We start from the raw sequence: 19,587 nt of genomic DNA, 5'->3' as shown, positions 1-19,587 counted from the left end.
ATTTAAAAGATGGCAAAGACCTTTAAAAAATCTTTGCCATCTCTTTATTTTTGTTTATCAAGTGTATTTTCCAGTAAATGAAGCGGGAAAGGCGGTGAGGCCAAAGGTTTTACGGCAATCGACATCAAAAGTACTGGATTGTCATCTGCGGCGCTTCTGTTGGTGTTAAGCTTACCGCATTTTTTACATCTGTGAACTATTGCCCATTCACCCTTATCCTTAACCCAGATGGAAATAGGCTCCATAATGCCTTTGCAATCGCTTTTCCTATCTCCCGGTTCATTGTCCACATGAATGGAAGACAGGCAGTAGGGGCAATGGTTTCTGTGATGTGTACCGGCACCTTCAGGATTTATCATCTTTCCGCAATTGGCACAGGGGAAAGATTCGTTGCATGCTTCATATCTGTAGTCAGGTTCTATCTTTACGGCATTTTTCTTTTTGATTGTACCGGTTTTCTTCTGTGATGAAGGGGCGCTGTTAAGTTTTTTTAGAGCCTCTTCTAAATCAAATTTATCTTGACTCATATTTTCTTCTCCATTGTGTATTTCTTACAATATACTTCATTTGGTTTAATAAAACAGGCACTTTGAATTGCCTAAAGTGTCTGATATAATTATATTGTATAAAAGTTATATAGATACTTATTTTTGTATTATACCCAAGAAATTTACATATGTAAAATATATTTTTACAGTGTTGATTACTATATATTTTAATGGATTTCGGATGAGTTGTAGGAGAAAAAATGAAGAAGAGATTAGTTGTTTTGGCAGCGGCTTTGTCAATGAGTATGGGACTTTCCATGGTCTCGTATGCAGGAAGTTGGCAGCATGATTCAAAGGGGACATGGTATTTGACGGATGATTACAAATATCCCGTATCACAGTGGAAAAATATCGACGGAAACTGGTATTATTTCAATACAAAGGGATATACCTTGACAGGCTGGCAGTGGGTGGACGGTAAGGCTTATTTCTTTAATGACGGAAGAAACAGCGCCTTTCCTCAAAGTGCTATGCTAAGGAATACCAAATCACCTGACGGATATGATTTAAACGGAGAGGGTGCCTGGACACAAAACGGAATTGTAATGACAAAATCCGGACAGGCGGGACTTGATGTGGCAATGCATATCACAGGAGAGAACACAGGCGAAAGAGCGGAGCTTTTCCTTAAGTTAAACGAGTACAGAAAAAGCAAGGGATTGCCTGAGATGGTGATAAGCGGTGAGCTTATGGCGGCGGCACAGCAAAGAGCAAAGGAGAGTGCGATGTCATTTGAACATACCAGACCTGACGGACAGGCTTTTTATACCGTGAACAATATAACAAACAATTATATCGGAGTATCTGAGATATTGACAATGGACAATTCATCATCTACAGATATAAAGATTACATCTTTTAAGAACTCTCCAAAGCATAATGAACTTATGCTTCAAAGTGAGGGATTTATAGAGAATGTTCCGGCATCCACAATATATGCCGGAGTCGGATATTATTACAGCAACGGATTTTATTATGTAGCAATGCTTTTCGGACATCAAAAATAAAAAATTGCCGCCATCGGTATATACTTACAGTATTATATCGACTGCGGCTTTTTTCAAATATTTACTTTTCTTAAATCGTCAAAAAATTCAGGATATGATATTTCAACACAAGCTTTATTATCAAGCTTTATTTCACCGTCTGAAATCAGTCCGAGAATAGCAAATGTCATTGCGATTCTGTGATCGTCATGAGTAGATATGGTGACATTTCCCAAAAGTTTGTTTGTTCCCTCAATCTCCATACCGTCTTCGGTTTCTACTACATTTACACCGAGTTTTGAAAGTTCTTCACACATTACCTTTATTCTGTTGGATTCTTTTACCTTAAGTTCTGCAGCATCCTTTATAATTGTTTTACCTTCAGCCAATGAAGCTACGGCGGCAAGTAAAGGCAGTTCATCTATAAGAGTCGGTATAATGTCTCCTCCTATAGTAGTTGCATGAAGCTTTGAATAGGATATTTTGATATCGGCTACAGGCTCAAACTCATCATTTGAATTGATTATTTCTATATTTGCACCCATATCTTTTAAAACTTTTATTACGCCGTCTCTTGTAGGGTTTATACCTACATTTTCAAGTATAAGCTCCGAACACGGAACCAAAACTGCGGCAGCCATAAAAAAAGCAGCTGATGATATATCGGAAGGAACGTCTATATCGGTTGCAAAAAGTTCCTTACATGGATTTATTGTAGCGGAAGTTTTTGTCGTATATAAATCTGCACCGAATTTTTTTAACATCAATTCGGTATGGTCTCTTGATTTTGCAGGCTCAATCACAGTAGTCGGGGAATCTGCGTATAATCCTGCAAGAAGTATGGCGGATTTCACCTGCGCACTGGCAACGGGAGAGTTATATTCAATACCGTGAAGCGAGCTTCCTGTAATGGTAAGAGGTGCAAAACCGTTATTACTTTTAATATTGGCGCCCATCAATGTGAGAGGAGCTATAATTCTGTTCATAGGCCTTTTTTGTATAGACTTGTCACCTGTGAGGACAGAAGTGAAGTTTTGTGCAGATAAAATACCGCTTACAAGTCTGGTTGTAGTACCGCTGTTGCCGCAGTCAAGTATTTCTCCCGGTTTACTGAGACCGTAAAGTCCCTTTCCCCTTACTGTAACGGAAGTATTTTGTATTTCTATATCAATACCCATTTTTTTAAAAATTGATATTGTTGAGATGCAGTCGGCACCTGTTAAAAAGCCTTTTATATTTGTAATACCCTTGGATATGGCACCGAACATAACAGCTCTGTGAGAAATTGATTTATCGCCGGGAACCCTTAATCTACCTTTTATCATATTTCCTCCGTTAAATAATTTTATAATTATATTCCTTCAATAATTTGCCTGCCATTTCACAGGAATCGGCATCATAGAAAGAAATATTTAAAGCACCCTCGCCCTTTTCTCTGTTGTGATTGATACCGATATTTTTAATATTTATAGAATTTGCGGCCAATATGGCGGAGATAACGGAAATTGCTCCCGGTTTATCCTGTATATGCACGCTTAAATCATGTTTTGAAATAATAAGTCCCTGAGAGTTTGTATCAAGAGAATTTCTGTATTCACCGGATTTTGCAAACATATTGTTGATATATGTGCTTGACTTGGAAGACAAATGTGAGTATACATCCTCTAAAGTATCTATATATTTTCTAAGCATCATATTTATAGGTTCACAATTAAGCATACATATCTGTTCCCACATGATTGGAGAGGCCGAGGCTATTCTTGTAATATCCTTAAATCCCCCTGCGGCAACTCTTTTCATTACTCCGTCATCATAGTCATTTTCACTCACCAGATTTACAAGTGTAGCCGCAATAATATGAGGTAAATGGCTTATAGTGGCAACAACTTTATCATGCTTTTGATAATCTATTACAAAGGGAATAGCCTTTATTGATTCGATTATTCCTGAAAATACCTTTAATTTTTCGTCATTTATTTTTGAGGAAGGAGTGATCATATAATAAGCGTTTTCCAAAAGCAGAGCATCCGAAGCGTCATACCCTGTTTTTTCAGAACCTGCCATAGGATGTCCGCCTATAAAGACATCCTCAAGTTCAAGTTCTTTTGCAAGACTGTGAATTGAGGACTTTGTGGACCCCACATCCGTTATGATTGCATCCTTTCTTATATAAGGCTTTATATCTTTAAGATATTTATCATTGAGCTCTACCGGAGTACATAAAAACACTATATCACAGTCTGAAAGAGTGCTGTCTATACCCTCAAGAATAATGTCGATAATCCCGTCACTTTTCCCTTTTAGCAGCTCGGAACGGTTGTTTGTATAGGCATAGATTATTGATTCAGGTCTGTATTTTCTTATTGCTTTGGCAATCGATCCCGCTATAAGTCCAAAGCCTATAAAAGCTATATTATTATATTGCATAATCCTCCGTCCCGACATTACGTCAATTTTAAATATAAAAAGTCTAGTACATTTGGAGTCATTAGTCAATTACTTTTGCTTTAATAATTTAAAGTGATATAGTAATATGGCTTTATCAGGACTATTTATCTTTACTAAAACAGTCTATTTATACAAAAACTTTATAAAAATATATTACGATTTAACTATAATAAAAGTGTAAATTACATTGTCTAAATTGAATATAAAACTTGAAATTTTATCGTATGTTTAGTAAAATATCTTTATCAGAAAAGTCTATTGACTAAAAAGGAGGGATACTCTTATGAAGGTTTATGAAACTAAACAGATTCGTAACGTCGTACTACTTGGCCATGGAGGCTCGGGTAAGACTACAGTGGCAGAGGCCATGAGCTTTGTTGCAGGAAATATTTCAAAGATGGGAAGTATTTCAAGCGGAAATACCATCAGCGACTATGACAAAGAAGAAATTAAAAGAGGTTTTTCCATCAGTACATCTTTGGTTCCGGTAGAATATGAAGGAGATACCGGAAGTGTAAAGATAAATCTTTTGGATACTCCGGGATATTTCGACTTCGTAGGCGAGGTGGAAGAAGCCGTATCAGCTGCAGACGCTGCCATTATTGTAGTCAATTGTAAGGCCGGAATTGAAGTAGGTACAGTAAAAGCATGGGAGTTGTGCGAAGAATACGGTTTACCTAGAATATTCTTTGTAACAAATATGGACGATGACAAGGCAAGCTATCGTGAACTGCTTTTGAAGCTTGAAACTCGCTTCGGAAGAAAAGTGGCTCCTTTCCATCTTCCAATCAGAGAAAACGAAAAGTTCGTGGGATTTGTAAATGTCGTAAAGATGAAGGGTAGAAGATTTACAAACCTATCAGATTATGTAGAGTGTGAGATACCTGATTATGTTGAAGCCAACTTAAAGATTGCAAGAGAGGCCTTGATGGAGGCCGTTGCCGAGACAAGCGAAGAATACATGGAAAGATATCTTTCAGGTGAGGAATTCAGTGATGATGAAATTTCAACAGCACTCAAAGAAAATATTTGCAACGGAGATATCGTGCCTGTAATGATGGGTTCAGGAGTGGACGCACAGGGATTTAAGGCACTTATGATGGCAATTGAAAAGTATTTCCCGTCACCTGATTATAAAGAGTGTGTGGGAGTGGACGTAAGCAACGGTGAGCATTTTACAGCAAAATATAATAAAGAGGTTTCATTATCTGCAAGAGTATTTAAGACAATCGTGGATCCTTTCATAGGAAAATACTCATTGGTTAAGGTTTGTACAGGTACACTGAAGCCTGACAGTGCAATCTATAATGTAGGTAAGGAAACAGAGGAGAAATCCGGAAAGATTTATGTACTCAGAGGAAAGAACGCTATAGAAGTACCTGAGCTTGTTGCCGGTGATATCGGCGCTATGGCTAAGCTTAGTGCAACAACTACAGGTGATACTATTGCGTTAAAGAATGCACCTATCCTTTATCATGGACCAAAGATCTCATCACCATATACATGTATGAGATATAAGATCGTAAACAAGGGTGAAGAGGATAAACTTTCATCAGGTCTGTCAAAACTTATGGAAGAAGATTTGACATTAAAGCATGTGAACGATACTTTAAACAGACAGACTCTTCTTTACGGAATAGGTGATCAACAACTTGAAATCGTAGTTAGCAAACTTTTAGATAGATATAAGGTGAAGATAGAGCTTTCAAGACCTAAGGTAGCTTTCAAAGAGACTATCAGACAAAAGGTTGAGGCTGCAGGAAGATATAAGAAGCAATCAGGTGGACACGGTCAGTTCGGTGATGTAAAGATGAGCTTTGAACCTTCAGGAGATCTTGAGAAGCCATATGTATTTGAGGAGACTGTATTCGGAGGTTCGGTACCTAAGAATTATTTCCCTGCAGTTGAAAAAGGAGTGGCTGAGTGTTGCGTTAAGGGACCTTTGGCCGCATATCCTGTAGTAGGTGTAAAGGCTGTGCTTTTGGACGGTTCATATCACCCTGTTGATTCATCTGAAATGGCATTTAAGATGGCTGCAACAATCGCATTTAAGGACGGATTTATGAAGGCTGCACCTGTACTTTTGGAGCCTATTTATACAGTAAGTGTAATAGTTCCCGATAAATTCACAGGTGATGTTATGGGAGATCTCAACAAGAGACGTGGTAGAGTTCTCGGTATGGAGTCAATCAATCACGGAAAACAGCTTATAAGAGCCGATGTTCCTATGCTTGAGCTTTTCGGATACAATACCGAACTTCGTTCAATGACCGGAGGTATGGGTGTATTCAGCTATGAATTTGCAAGGTATGAGCAGACACCGGGAGATATCCAGAAGAAGGAAGTTGAGGCAAGAGCTTCTAAACTTGAAAATGATACGGAATAATAAATATATTTATAAGAAAATATGTTTATTCGTAAGAAATCTTACTATAAATTTACATATTGAATAAAGTGCTTGAAAATTTTTTCATAAGGTTATATATTAGCTTCATCAAAAAAACTTATATGAAAAAGGAGGTATCATATCATGCACTTATCAATAATCAAAAAAACAGTTTTATCATTAACATTGGCTTTAGGTTTAGTTTCAGGTAGTGTAGTTGCTTTTGCCGCACCTTCACAGATAATTATTCCTGGAAAATCTGCAGACGCTGCAAGCGCACAGGTTATTAATGAGGGAAAGATAACCCGTATTATAGGAATAGAGGGAGAGAAGGCACCTTCAGAGATTATTATACCGGGTACTTCTACAGTTGTAGTAAGATCAACAGTATCTAATGCAACACCTTCTATGGCTACTCGTTCAAACTCTACAGCATCAAGCAGCAGAGGAGGTTCATCAAGCTCATCAAGAAGTGGAAGCTCAAGAACTGTTACTGCAACAACAGCACCTACAAATACTCCTGCGTCAAATTACGGTCCTGCACCATCAAATACTACTGCACCTTCAGCTAATGTAGGTCCTGCAGCAGGAAACACAAATGTTACAACAAAGGGTGATGTGACAGCAGCTAAGCGTGGAAAATTAAATGTACCTAAGACAGCTGATGCTTCAGCAATGGGACTTTATGCAGCATTACTCGGTCTTTCAACTGTAGCAGGTGCATTTGTAATTGCAACAAAGAAGAAAGAGAACTAATCTTAAGTTAAATTAAATAAGACATTTTACGGCAGGCTGTACAGTCTGCCGTTTTTGCGTTTTTTTTAATGCAATTTTGTATGTTTCTTATAAAAAACAAGAAATTGATAAAAAAATAACAATATACCTTTATTTTATTTTTTAAATATAGTATTATATCATTGCTCAGTATAGAAGACGGTTTTAGAAATACTGAAACTATTGTCACTATAAACGGAAAATTTTTTTAGTGGAGGAAAATTGTGAGAGGTGTTGAAACAAGAATTCAGGAAATAAGACATAGAATCTTTAGAGAAGTTGCCAGAATGGCTTATCACACAGAGTGGCCGGTAGATAAAAGAATAGAGGAGCTTCCTTATAAGATTATTCCCGGTGAAGTGGGAAATTTTAGAAATAATGTTTTCCTGGAAAGAGCTATAGTAGGTGAGAGGCTCAGACTTGCTATGGGATTGCCTTACAGAAGTGCGGCTAATCATGCTCCTTTGTCTGAGGGTATAGAGCTTGCGGATAAGGCGGAGACATATTATACACCACCGTTAATTAATATAATTAAATTTGCATGTCATGGTTGTGTTGAAAAGAGAGTATATGTAACTAACGGTTGTCAGGGATGCCTGGCACATCCATGTTCGGAGGTTTGTCCTACAGGTGCCGTAAAGATAGATAAAGAGAGCGGATTCTCAAGTATCAATCAGGAAAAGTGTATCAAATGCGGAAGATGTGCAAATGTTTGCGCATATAATGCAATCATTATTCAGACAAGACCTTGTGCGGCTTCATGCGGTATGGATGCAATATCTTCAGATGAAAACGGTAAAGCCGATATTGACTACGATAAATGTGTATCATGTGGACAGTGCCTTGTAAATTGTCCTTTCGGCGCAATTTCAGATAAATCACAGATTTTCCAGACTATCAGAGCCATTCAGTCGGGAGACAGAGTATATGCGGCTATTGCTCCTGCTTTCGTAGGCCAGTTCGGTCCGAAGGTTACTCCCGGAAAACTCCGTGCGGCAATGAAAGCGCTCGGATTTGCCGATGTATTTGAGGTTGCTATCGGTGCCGATCTTTGTGCCACACAGGAGGCATTTGACTTCCTTGATGAAGTGCCTGAGAAATTACCTTTTATGGGTACATCATGTTGTCCTTCGTGGTCATTGATGGCAAAGAAAGTGTTCCCGGATCAGGCTGAATGTATATCAATGGCACTTACACCTATGACACTTACGGCAAGACTTATAAAGAAACAGCATCCGGACGGAAAAGTGGTATTTATCGGACCATGTTCCGCAAAGAAGCTTGAGGCTATGTGGACAGAGGTAAGAAGTGAAGTGGACTTTGTGCTTACATTTGAAGAGATGGCCGGAATATTTGATGCAAAACATATAGATATTGAAAATCTTGAAGAAGATCCGAACGGTGTCAACGATGCATCTACAGACGGAAGAAACTTTGCGGTATCCGGAGGAGTTGCAAAGGCGGTTGTAGGAGTTATTAAGAGTCAGTATCCTGACAGAGAAGTAAAGGTAATGAATGCGGAAGGCCTTGCAGATTGCAAAAAGATGATGACAATGGCCAAAGCAGGAAAGTATCCGGGATATCTTCTTGAAGGAATGGCATGTCCGGGAGGCTGCGTGGCAGGACCGGGAACAATGCAGAATATCAAGAAATCTCAAGGTGCAGTAAATCAGTATGCGGCTAAGGCAACACATGGTATTGCTATTGAGACTGAATCTGTAAAAGAGCTTGATAAGTTGGTTAAATAATTAAATATAATAATAGTTATTGGCACTCATATTAGGTGAGTGCCAATTTTTTATTGACTTTTATATTTTCATGGTTATAATAGTTATATCAAAGCAAATAATATATTTGCAAATTTATTAGAGAGGTGATGAAATGAAAAAGGGAAACTTATCAATAAACAGTGAAAATATATTTCCGATTATAAAGAAATGGTTGTATTCAGATCATGATATTTTTGTAAGAGAATTGATTTCAAATGCAACAGATGCTATAACAAAGTTGAAAAAATTAAGCCTTGCAGGAGAGTTTACAAAGCCTGAAGGAGATGAATATAAGATAAATGTGGAAGTCAGCCCAAAACAAAAACTTATACGTTTTATAGATAACGGTATCGGTATGACTGAAGAAGAGGTGGAAAAGTATATAAATCAGATAGCCTTTTCAGGTGCTGTGGATTTTATAGAAAAATATAAGGATAAGACAAATGAAGAGCAGATAATAGGTCATTTCGGTCTTGGATTTTACTCCGCATTCATGGTAGCGGATAAAGTAAGTATTGACACACTGTCATACAAAGAAGGCGCAAAGCCTATACATTGGGTAAGTGACGGCGGTCTTGAGTTTGAGATGGGAGAAGGCAACAGAGCTTCGAGAGGAACTGCTATTACACTATACCTTAATGATAACTGCCATGAGTTCGCAAACGAGTTCAGAGTAAGAGAGATACTTAACAAGTACTGTTCATTTATGCCTGTAGAGATATTCTTAAAGGATATAGATGCGGAGGAAGCTACTGAAATTATAGAAAAAGATGAGCTTTTAGAAAGCGATACCGTAATAGAGACTATAATTGAGCCTGCAAAGACAGAGGAAAAAGAAAAAGAAGACGGCACTAAGGAAGAGGTTGAAATAGAGCCTGCAAAGGAAAAGATAAAGATTAAAAAGCGTCCTGTAGCGCTAAATGATATACATCCGCTTTGGACTAAGCATCCTAATGAGTGCAGCGATGAAGAATATATCGATTTCTACAGAAAAGTCTTTATGGATTATAAGGAACCGCTCTTCTGGATTCATTTAAATATGGATTATCCTTTTAACCTAAAAGGAATTTTATACTTCCCTAAGATAAATACGGAGTATGATTCTATAGAGGGAACAATAAAGCTTTACAACAATCAGGTATTTATCGCCGACAATATAAAGGAAGTTATTCCGGAGTTTTTATTACTGTTAAAGGGTGTAATAGACAGTGCGGACATTCCGCTTAATGTTTCAAGATCCGCTTTGCAAAATGACGGTTCGGTAAGAAAAATCTCGGAATATATTGCAAAGAAAGTTGCAGATAAGCTTTCAGGTATGTGCAAGACCGAGAGAGATAAGTATGAGAAATACTGGGATGATATCGCACCGTTTATAAAGTACGGTTATCTTAAAGACGAGAAGTTCGGTAAAAAGGTAGAAGATTATATATTATTTAAAAATATAAATGATAAGTACCTTACATTAAACGAGCTTGTTGATGAAAGTAAAAATTCCGAGGATAAGGTTGAAACTTCTGCAGATGAGAATATTGAGAACTCCGAAGAGAAAAAAGAGGTTGAAAAAACTCAGATATTCTATGTAAATGATGTAAAAGAGCAGAGCCAGTATGTAAATATCTTTAAGTCTGCCGGAAAGGATGCTGTAGTATTGCCACACAGCATTGATGTACCTTTTATCTCAACTCTTGAGATGAAAAGAGATAATGTAAAATTCCTTAGAATAGATTCCGATATGACGGATGATATGAGAAGTGAGGAGGTAGCTGAAGATACAAAGGCTTCATATGATGCATTATCTGAAAAGGTAAAGACCGCTCTTCACAATGACAGATTGAAAGTTTCTGTACAGCTTTTAAAGAGCGATGATATTTCTTCGGTAATCACAATATCTGAAGAGAGCAGAAGAATGCAGGAGATGATGAAGCAGTACGGAATGATGGGCATGGATCCTTCAATGTTTGGAGGAGAGGGAGAGACTTTGGTTCTTAATGCAAATCATCCGCTTGTAAAGGAACTTCTTGAAAACAATCATGAAGAGTTATTTGACATGATATGTGAACAGTTGTATGATTTGGCTTCAATATCACACAGTCCGCTTTCACCTGAGAGAATGAGTGCATTTATAAAAAGAAGCAATGAGCTTATGCTTAAGTTAAAATAATAAAATAAAAAAGACTGCTACTTAAAGATTGAGAAATCTTAAGGGCAGTCTTTTTTGATTTAAAAAATATTATTCAATACCTACCATTACCGAAGTAGCCTTGATAATAGCATAAGCTTCTTTACCTACGGCAAGCTCAAGCTCTTTTACAGCATTCTTTGAGATTGTTGCGGAAACTACACCAAGCTTTGTCTCGACAGCTACGATGTCATTAACAGCACCTTCCTCAATGCTCTTTACAACACCTTTGAACTTGTTTCTTGCAGAAATCTTTGGAAGCTCTGTAGCAACCATAACCTCTGTAGCCTTGATAACAGCGATTGCGGCAGCTCCGTCCTTTAATCCGAGCTCCTTGATAGCATTAACAGAAATAGTAGCTGAAACAGCCTCTCCATTTACTTCAATAGTAACGATGCCGTTAACAGCACCTTCATTTACATTCTTTACAATTCCTTTGAATTGATTTCTTGCACTTAATTTCATTGTGTAAAAACCTCTCGTCAAAAATATTTTGCTTAAATAGATTAAGCAATACTACAGATTCTAGCATAAATTTAAAATATAGCAAGTGGTATTTATTGAGGGGATGGAGGAGAAGGTTGGAGAGCGTGTAGTTAATTAGACTTTCAATAATAATATTTATTAAATGAAAATAATCACTTGTTCTATAAAAAACACTAAAGGACAGCTGTTACAATTATACCAAATATAAAAATATGTATTTTTATATTGACATTTAAATAAAAATTTTAGAAAATATTTATAGTATATAATCGTGGTTAATTTTAAGTTGCAACTGAATAAAAGAGTTTAAATTGGGATAAAAAATGAAGAATATTAAAAAATACTTAGTCATATTACTGTTTTTTTTAGTGCTTTGGATTGTTTATCTTACGTTTATTAATTGGAAGTGTAGGATAATAATTAAAGACAATGTTTTTATAGGTATAAAAAGTGGAATTACTGAAAAAAAAGAAGATTTAAAAGTAGTGGAAATACCGGATGGAGTAAATGAAATTGGAATTTTTGCTTTTGCAGACTGCATGAATTTAGAGATGGTTACATTATCCGACGGAATTAAAGAAATTGAAATGGGAGCTTTTTATAATTGCCCAAATTTAAAAGATATCAAATTACCTGAAAGATTAGAAGTTATACGAAATGGTGCATTTTTAAAATGTAAATCATTAACAGAAATAGATATTCCCGGTGATGTTAGAGTAATAGAGGAAGGTGCATTTTCAGAATGTAGTTCTCTGACAAACGTACAGCTACCCAATACTATAACTGAAATAAAAGAAAAAACATTTAGTGATTGTATAAATCTTAAGAGCATATATTTACCGGATAGTTTAAAGATTGTAGGTGCCTCTGCCTTTTATAATTGCAGCAGTTTATCTACAGTGAGAATGTCAGAAGGAATTGAAAGAGTAGAAGAAAATGCGTTTTGGGGAACAGAATTCTTAAAAAGCGGAATGGTTGATGAATATGGATCTGTATACCTTGGAAAAGTGCTTTTATATAATAAAGGTTTAAATAGTACTGTCATAGTTAAAGATTCTACAAAGGTAATTGCAAGTGCTGTATTTATAAATAATTCCAGGTTAAGAGAGATTGAACTTCCTGAAGGAATAATTGAAATTGGAGATAATTGTTTTGAGAATTGTACGGCATTGAAAAAGATAAATATTAAAGAAGGGCTGAAAAGAATCGGAATAAATGCCTTTGCTCATTCAGGTTTGGAAGAAGTTAAATTGCCTGAAAGTATAATTGAAATTGGCAATGGAGCATTTAATAATTGCAAGGACTTGTATGATATTAATTTACCCTCAGAGATAGAAAGCATTGCCGGGTATAGTCTTGAAAATACTAAGTATTTAAATAATATAAAACCGGATGAATACGGATGTAAGTATGTAGATAATATACTTTTAACTTCTGAAAATAATGAAAGTTCAATAATCCGTATTAAAGCAGGAACCAGGTTAATTGGGGCACAGGCTTTTAGAAATAGAAAAGATATTGAAGAAGTCTATATCCCTAAAAGTGTAGAGACAATATGTGCAGAGGCATTTTTTCAATGCTCAAATTTAAGAAAAGTAGATTTTGAAGATGGTATTAAATTAAGAGAAATTCATTATTTTACATTTGTCGGGTGTGTAAAGATGGAAAATATTGATTTACCTAACAGTTTAACAGCAATATATGCATACTCGTTTGGAGATTGTTCTTTCACTAAAATAAAAATACCTGAAAATGTAGAATATCTGGATTCATTCGCTATCAGAGAATGCTATTCATTAAAGGAGATTGAATTGCCTGAGAGATTGAAGGGAGAATATCACTGGATTGAGACCGATGGAATAAAGACACCTAAACTTGTATTTTACTAGAAAACTATGTACAAGTTCTACAATAATATAAAGGGTGAACCCAAAAATTATATATTATTAAAAGAAGAGATATGAAAAATGAAAGAGCTGTGTGGGAATATATGAATAAGCGAAATGATGAAGGAGTTATATATATAAATGAACTTGACATAGTTGGACATGACAGAACAGGTCGACCCGGAAAGTTTATATATGATTATGGGAATGGAAAAATTAAAAAAATATCAATTAATAGAATAGGCTTATTTGATTTATTTAAAGACAAGTATAAAGATTGGTCATAAGGAGAAACTTATGGTCTGGATAAAGAGTAGACTAAAGTTTATATGTAGTTTAGCCGGTTATTTGAAGAAATTGTATAATGCTATGGCAGAGGAGATTATATACAAATGAGGAAAAAAAACAAGCTAAGGTTGTCAATATTATTCACATTATTTTTCATTATTATTTTTATAACAGTATTGATATTTTTTGTATTGCCTAAATTCGACTTTATGTATATATCCGCAGACAAGCATTGGCAGAAGGAAAAGATTGGGGACGGGGATGAAAAGACAGGTGGAACTGAAATAGTAAAGCAAGGGACAAACGGCATATACTTTGTGTATAAAGACAAACTAATGTATATGGATGAAGCGGATGAGCAGGTTAGAGAAATATGCAAAGTGCAAAGTAAAATTATAGGTATTATAGTAAAAGATAATAATATTTTTTTGTTCAAACGGGATGATGTTGAAGGTATTTATAAAGCGGATTTAAGTGGGAAAATAGTAAGACTTTTTGGTGCTTCAGGAACACCAAGTATTGAAGGGGAAAATATATATATATTGGATGGAGAACCCAGTTTAAGAAAATATGATTTTAATGGAAGAAAAATTTTTGAAAATAAAGTTAAATCCGATTTTATATCAAGTAGCATGATATTTGATAATTATATTTTTTTTATAAGATATAATTTTGATATTGGTGATGATGGTGTGGAAGTTAGTATACCTAAGTATTATCTTTTTGATGCCAACAAAATAAATTATAAGACAAGGAAATTAAAACTTTCAAGATATTATATGCAACCTGAACCCGGAAATAGGTATTGGAAAGAAGACGTTATACCTTATGATTCTTTTGCTAAGGAAGTGGATAAAACAGTAAGGGAAGGGAAAATATTTGATGATACAACTGAGAAAAATTTGGATGATTATGAACTGCAAAGTGTAGAGCTAATTCCTTGGTCTTTTTCAGAAGTACAAGATGGATATATTTATCTTTATGGAGAACAGAGAGTTACTTATAGAGATAAGAAATATAAAGAAAAAATGTCGGTTATTAAAGAAGAATGGGAAAGTGAAAAAATAAAAAAAGTAACGTATACAACCATAGCAAGAGTACTATGCAGAATTAATATAGAGGATATAAAAGATACTTCTGAGGATACTTACATTAATTATGAATTAGTATGTTATGATCTGGAAAAAAATGGGGAGGTTTTATTATTAACAATAAGAATGCATATGTATTAAAAGAAGACGAATATTTTGACAGTAGCAAAGAGGATAGAAATATATATGTGTATTCTATGGATGTTGACACAGGTCTATATAAGGAGATTTATAGAAAAAAAAGATTTTTTAAAGGAAATTATTCCAGTGAAATGTTTGTGACAGATAAATATATATTCATTTATGAAGGTAGTGAATATGGCGTAAAGGAATGTATTACAAGGATTAACAGAGATGGTAACAGCCCTGTGTTAGTAATGGATGAAAACGGTGAAGTTGTTATGAAGCCGCTGGAATCTAAAATTGAAGAAAAGAGTGGAAAATAGTTTACACATATATCATAATTTTAAAAATTGTGCATTCACGCCGGAAGTATTAAAAGTATCAGCTATGTCATCTGATATAAAATCACTGAGAGTAGAAGAAGTAAAAAATATACGGTGTGAAGCAAAACGAAGAGGTCGAGGTTATAGTAGAGTAGGTGAAATAGTGAACTATACGGATAAACTACAATATCCGTAACTTTGGGCTTTTGCTTTACGGTAAATAAAAGTCGTCAAAGCCGGTAAAATCAATAGATTTATGCTTTGAAGAATAGAAAGGATAAGTTGTGAAAATGAAAAGGATACAAGTTATAGTACCGGTTTTAGCAGTCTTAATATTTTTAATAGTACTTTCAATTTATGTTATACTGCCAAAATTTGATTTTATGTATGTATTAGTAGATAAGCATTGGCAAAAGGAAAAGATAGCAGATAATGATGCCGGTGAAGGCGGAAAAAAACTTAATAAAGTTGTTCAAGGGGAAGACGGTACGTATTTTGTTTATGAAAACAGGCTGATGTATATGGGAAATAAAAATGCAGAAATAAAAGAGATTTGTAAAATACAAGGGAATATTTCCGGTATTTTAGTAAAGGATAAAAATATTTTTTTACGAGAGGAAAGCGGTAACAGTATTTACAAACTGAACACAGATGGAGAGATAATAAGCATTATTTATGCTCCGGGAATAATGTACCTGGAAGGTAATAATATATATACATTAAGTGGAGGTACTGAGTTTGAAGAATATGACTTCAACGGGAAAAGAATTTTTAAAAATGATTTAGGATATAATGGGTTTGATAGGGATAATACTATATTTAATAACTATGTTTTTAACATAGATTTTTTAAAAGCAGAAGTTTATGCGCCAAAATATTATTTATTTGATATTAATAAAATAAAATATAAAGAATATACTCTGCATTTTTCAAAATACTATTTACCTCCGGAAACTTGGGATTCTTATTTGAGAGAAGAAGTTATACCTTATGATTTATTTGCAAAAGAGATGGATAAAAAGGTAAGAAAAGGAAAAATAATTGACAGAAATCTGGATAACTATGAACTCCAAAGTATCGAGTTATCAATTTGGGATTTCTCAGAGGTTTCAGATGGATATATCTATTTTCTTGGAGAGCAGAAACTTACTTATAGAGATAAAAATTATAAAGACAAGTTATCCGGAAACATGAATGGGTATATAAATACATATGAAAATAAAGAATATATGAGTAAAATAAAGTATGAGGTAAAATTATATCCTATAGGCAGAGTTAAAGTGGATGATATAAAAAATATATTGGACAGTGCTACTATCAGCTATGATGCTATAGATAGACCATTAAGTAATAGTCGTAATAGGAATGACTTTACTATTAGAGACAAAAAGATATATATATCGTATATTGAAGATTATGTAGAGAATAATCAGGAATATAGGGAATTGAAAATATATGATATAGATGCTGAAACCGGTATATCAAAAGAAGTTTACACAATGAAGGGGCTGTCTGCAGATGAACGTATGATAAAAATCTTTGTAACAGATAATTATATATTTATTTACAGATATATTGATAATTATGGGAAACTGTGTATTACTCGAGTTAATCGTGACGGCAGTAACGCTGTACTGGTAATAGATGAAAACGGAGAAGTAGTAATGCAAGCGTTGGAGAAATAGAATTATGAGAAAAATAATATTCACATGGGTAGTAGTGATTGCTATAGTATTGCCTATATTTGCTTTAATATTTTACACATTGCCTAAAGTTAACTCCATGTATATCTCATCAGATACATATAAACAGGAAAATAAATCAAATCAGGATGGAAAAAACGGTGTAAAAGTAATCAGTAAAGTGGAGCAGTCAGAAAACGGTATATATTTTGTATATAAAGGCAGACTTATGTATATAGAAAACTCTGATGGAAATATAAGTGAAATCTGCAAATTACCAAGTGAAATTGTGGGTGTTTTAGCAAAAGATAATACTGTTTTTTTGCGTGAATGTGATGATATTGCGAGTATTTATAAGGTGAATTCAAATGGAGAAATAGTAAAAATTACCAATGATTCAGGCAAGATGTATATGGAAGGTGAAAATATATATACATTAAATGTGAGACACGGTTTAAGAAAATATGATTTTAGTGGAAAGATAATTTTTAGCAATAAAGAGGCATTAGATTTTACGACAAGTAATACTATATTTGATGATTACATTTTTTATAAATGGTATCAAAATGAACGTATAGCTCTTAGTGTTCCACAATATTACAGACTTGATGTAAATAAGATAAAGTATCTTCTACATGAGGTAAAGTTTTCGAGGTACTATTTAGAACCGGAGGAATGGGACTCATATAATAGAGAAAATGTTATAGAATATGATGATTTGGCAAAAAAAGTGGATAAGGAAGTAAGAAGCGGAGGAATGTATGAACAACTAAATGGGAAAGATCCGGATAATTATGAGTTACAGAGTATAGAATTATCTGTTTGGAATTTTTCAGATGAGGTAGATGGGTATATTTATCTTTATGGAAACCAGAAAATCACTTATCTGGACAAGGAATATAGAAGAAAGTCGGAAGAGATGACTTTGGAAGAAGAATACAGTGATAATAACAGAGAGAAGTTTACCTACCAAATTAATGTAAAAGCGGTATTTAGAATCAGTATAGATGAAATAAAAAACAGCTCTAATGAAACTTATGTAAACTATGAGAGAGTAGGTAAAAGCCCGGATATACCGGGAGATTGGAGCAGATTTATTGTTGACAAAAACAATGTATATGTAATAAATGAGGATGAATATACAGATAAAGAAGCATATAGAAATCTATATATTTATTCTATAGATGTTGATACCGGCTTGAACAAGGAAGTTTATAAAAAGAAGAGGTTTTTCCTTGGTAATGACTCATCTGAAATATTTGCTACAGATAAATATATATTCATATATGAGTATGGTGATTATGGTGAAAAACAATGTATTACAAGGATAAATCGCGATGGAAGCAACCCTATATTAGTAATGAATGAAAACGGTGAAGTTGTTATGAAACCTATTCAATAAATATTGTATAAAGATTGTGATGACCGTCTTGGAAACAGGAATAAAAGAGTATTATGGTGAGGAAGTGTTTATGAACAAAATCCGATTTATATCTGTAAGCATATTTTTTTACTTATATTAAGCGGTTGTAGTATTTTTAAAAAAGGAACTGATGCAAATAAAGTTGAATATGCTATAAATTTTATAGAATATAATAAGAAATACAAAATTAATATTGATAATGATGGTGAGACAGATTCAGTAAAAGTATTTATTGATGAAGATGGTTGTATATGGGTGGAAGTAAATAATCAAAAAAATGCAATAGGCTACGGTGAAAAAGGCATAAAAAGTACAATTATAAGTGATAACAATGGGAGTTATTGTATTGGCATTGCAATTCATTATGATAATGACACACGAATAAGTGAATTCTACAGATTGAATAAAGACAATATAGTATACATGTCAACTGCGGGCGTATATATAAAATCTGCATATCAGGACTTGGGGTTATATGTGGAAGATAGAAAATATATCATAGGCTTTCAAACTACAATGAGCATATATTTAATTAATTCTGATTTGAACATTGTTTCAGAAGGCAATTATGTTATAAATGATTTCAAATATACACTAGTGAAAGAACTTAAAGCATATAAGTACAATGATAAAGCCGCCTGTTATGAAACGACTGTATATCAAAAAGGAGAGGTGCTTCATTTATACGAAACAGATATGCAACACTTAATATATTTTAAAACGGAGAATGGAGATAAAGGATATATTAATTTAACAAAAGATGATTATGAAAGTACCGCAGGCGAATTTTATATAGAGGAAGAAAGATTGTTGATTATTTTGATAGAGAGGAAATATCATGGGCGGGATAATATTGATATAGTTTCCTGACCATATATGAAGCATTAGGCAAGAAAAAAGGAGCTTGAGGGGAATCAATAAATGAGAATAAAAATGAGTAGTGAGGCAAAAAAAAATTAAGAAATATAATATGTATATATTTATTTTTTATTTTTGCAGGCATTTTTATATTGGGAGCACAGAAATTAAAAGCATATATTGAACAAGTAAGATTTGAGAGAGAACAAAAGGCTTATAATTTTAGGAGTGATGGTTTTTTGAGATATAGACTTTCAAAATTTGTGTTTGCAAAATTAGAATTTACAAATCATAAAGGTGAGGTATTTATGATAGAAGAGGATAATGATATGAAACA

The 19,587-nt window shown here is 34.2% G+C and carries 16 protein-coding genes; 12 read left to right on the top strand and 4 right to left on the bottom strand.

Annotated elements, in window-relative coordinates:
* Positions 1 to 44: 44 nt before the first annotated feature.
* Positions 45 to 527: an RNHCP domain-containing protein gene (locus HMPREF1495_RS10125; protein WP_034214445.1), complete on the bottom strand. Its 483-nt coding sequence runs from the start codon at positions 525 to 527 to the stop codon at positions 45 to 47.
* Between the two features lie 221 nt (positions 528 to 748).
* Here HMPREF1495_RS10125 and HMPREF1495_RS10120 point away from each other — a divergent pair, with 221 nt between their 5' ends.
* On the top strand, positions 749 to 1,555 hold the full coding sequence (locus HMPREF1495_RS10120) for a CAP domain-containing protein (protein ID WP_034214443.1): 807 nt from the start codon (positions 749 to 751) through the stop codon (positions 1,553 to 1,555).
* 53 nt (positions 1,556 to 1,608) lie between these two features.
* Here HMPREF1495_RS10120 and aroA read toward each other — a convergent pair whose 3' ends face one another.
* Both aroA and HMPREF1495_RS10110 read right to left on the bottom strand, forming a co-directional pair.
* Positions 1,609 to 2,859 carry a 3-phosphoshikimate 1-carboxyvinyltransferase gene (aroA, locus tag HMPREF1495_RS10115; RefSeq protein ID WP_034214441.1) on the bottom strand — a complete coding sequence of 417 codons (1,251 nt, stop codon included), beginning with the start codon at positions 2,857 to 2,859 and terminating at the stop codon, positions 1,609 to 1,611.
* 10 nt (positions 2,860 to 2,869) lie between these two features.
* Complete coding sequence (locus HMPREF1495_RS10110; RefSeq protein ID WP_034214439.1) at positions 2,870 to 3,961, bottom strand: prephenate dehydrogenase; 1,092 nt, start codon at positions 3,959 to 3,961, stop codon at positions 2,870 to 2,872.
* A gap of 304 nt (positions 3,962 to 4,265) precedes the next feature.
* Here HMPREF1495_RS10110 and HMPREF1495_RS10105 point away from each other — a divergent pair, with 304 nt between their 5' ends.
* From HMPREF1495_RS10105 to htpG, 4 genes are all read left to right on the top strand, one after another.
* Positions 4,266 to 6,368: an elongation factor G gene (locus tag HMPREF1495_RS10105; protein WP_034214437.1), complete on the top strand. Its 2,103-nt coding sequence runs from the start codon at positions 4,266 to 4,268 to the stop codon at positions 6,366 to 6,368.
* 144 nt (positions 6,369 to 6,512) lie between these two features.
* Positions 6,513 to 7,124 (top strand): sortase B protein-sorting domain-containing protein, encoded by a 612-nt coding sequence (locus tag HMPREF1495_RS10100; RefSeq protein ID WP_034214435.1) that lies wholly within the window; start codon positions 6,513 to 6,515, stop codon positions 7,122 to 7,124.
* A 242-nt stretch (positions 7,125 to 7,366) separates the two neighbouring features.
* Positions 7,367 to 8,890 carry a 4Fe-4S dicluster domain-containing protein gene (locus HMPREF1495_RS10095; RefSeq protein WP_009662580.1) on the top strand — a complete coding sequence of 508 codons (1,524 nt, stop codon included), beginning with the start codon at positions 7,367 to 7,369 and terminating at the stop codon, positions 8,888 to 8,890.
* 133 nt (positions 8,891 to 9,023) lie between these two features.
* Positions 9,024 to 11,072 carry a molecular chaperone HtpG gene (gene htpG, locus HMPREF1495_RS10090; RefSeq protein WP_034214432.1) on the top strand — a complete coding sequence of 683 codons (2,049 nt, stop codon included), beginning with the start codon at positions 9,024 to 9,026 and terminating at the stop codon, positions 11,070 to 11,072.
* A gap of 69 nt (positions 11,073 to 11,141) precedes the next feature.
* On the opposite strand, the gene HMPREF1495_RS10085 is transcribed toward htpG, so the two are convergent.
* Positions 11,142 to 11,555, bottom strand: a complete 414-nt coding sequence (locus HMPREF1495_RS10085; protein ID WP_034214430.1) for a TOBE domain-containing protein — start codon at positions 11,553 to 11,555, stop codon at positions 11,142 to 11,144.
* 344 nt (positions 11,556 to 11,899) lie between these two features.
* Between HMPREF1495_RS10085 and HMPREF1495_RS10080 the strand changes: the two genes are divergently transcribed.
* The 7 genes from HMPREF1495_RS10080 to HMPREF1495_RS10055 all read left to right on the top strand — a co-directional run bounded on the left by HMPREF1495_RS10080 (position 11,900) and on the right by HMPREF1495_RS10055 (position 19,262).
* Positions 11,900 to 13,465 carry a leucine-rich repeat domain-containing protein gene (locus HMPREF1495_RS10080; protein ID WP_034214428.1) on the top strand — a complete coding sequence of 522 codons (1,566 nt, stop codon included), beginning with the start codon at positions 11,900 to 11,902 and terminating at the stop codon, positions 13,463 to 13,465.
* 71 nt (positions 13,466 to 13,536) lie between these two features.
* The gene (locus HMPREF1495_RS10075; RefSeq protein ID WP_051402827.1) at positions 13,537 to 13,749 is read left to right on the top strand and encodes a hypothetical protein; all 213 of its coding nucleotides are present in this window, start codon (positions 13,537 to 13,539) and stop codon (positions 13,747 to 13,749) included.
* A 105-nt stretch (positions 13,750 to 13,854) separates the two neighbouring features.
* Positions 13,855 to 14,982: a hypothetical protein gene (locus HMPREF1495_RS10070; protein ID WP_242832894.1), complete on the top strand. Its 1,128-nt coding sequence runs from the start codon at positions 13,855 to 13,857 to the stop codon at positions 14,980 to 14,982.
* 56 nt (positions 14,983 to 15,038) lie between these two features.
* Positions 15,039 to 15,287 carry a hypothetical protein gene (locus HMPREF1495_RS14115; RefSeq protein WP_242832893.1) on the top strand — a complete coding sequence of 83 codons (249 nt, stop codon included), beginning with the start codon at positions 15,039 to 15,041 and terminating at the stop codon, positions 15,285 to 15,287.
* Between the two features lie 521 nt (positions 15,288 to 15,808).
* Positions 15,809 to 16,972, top strand: a complete 1,164-nt coding sequence (locus tag HMPREF1495_RS10065) for a hypothetical protein (protein WP_242832892.1) — start codon at positions 15,809 to 15,811, stop codon at positions 16,970 to 16,972.
* A 4-nt stretch (positions 16,973 to 16,976) separates the two neighbouring features.
* Positions 16,977 to 18,371, top strand: coding sequence for a hypothetical protein (locus HMPREF1495_RS10060; protein WP_034214422.1), 1,395 nt, complete (start codon positions 16,977 to 16,979; stop codon positions 18,369 to 18,371).
* A gap of 276 nt (positions 18,372 to 18,647) precedes the next feature.
* On the top strand, positions 18,648 to 19,262 hold the full coding sequence (locus HMPREF1495_RS10055; protein WP_242832891.1) for a hypothetical protein: 615 nt from the start codon (positions 18,648 to 18,650) through the stop codon (positions 19,260 to 19,262).
* Positions 19,263 to 19,587: the final 325 nt, after the last annotated feature.

Source organism: Lachnoanaerobaculum sp. MSX33, from assembly GCF_000512995.1.
In the GTDB taxonomy this organism is placed as follows: Bacteria; Bacillota; Clostridia; order Lachnospirales; family Lachnospiraceae; genus Lachnoanaerobaculum.
Note: the sequence above shows the minus strand (reverse complement) of the source record. Positions and strands in the feature narration are given on the sequence as shown.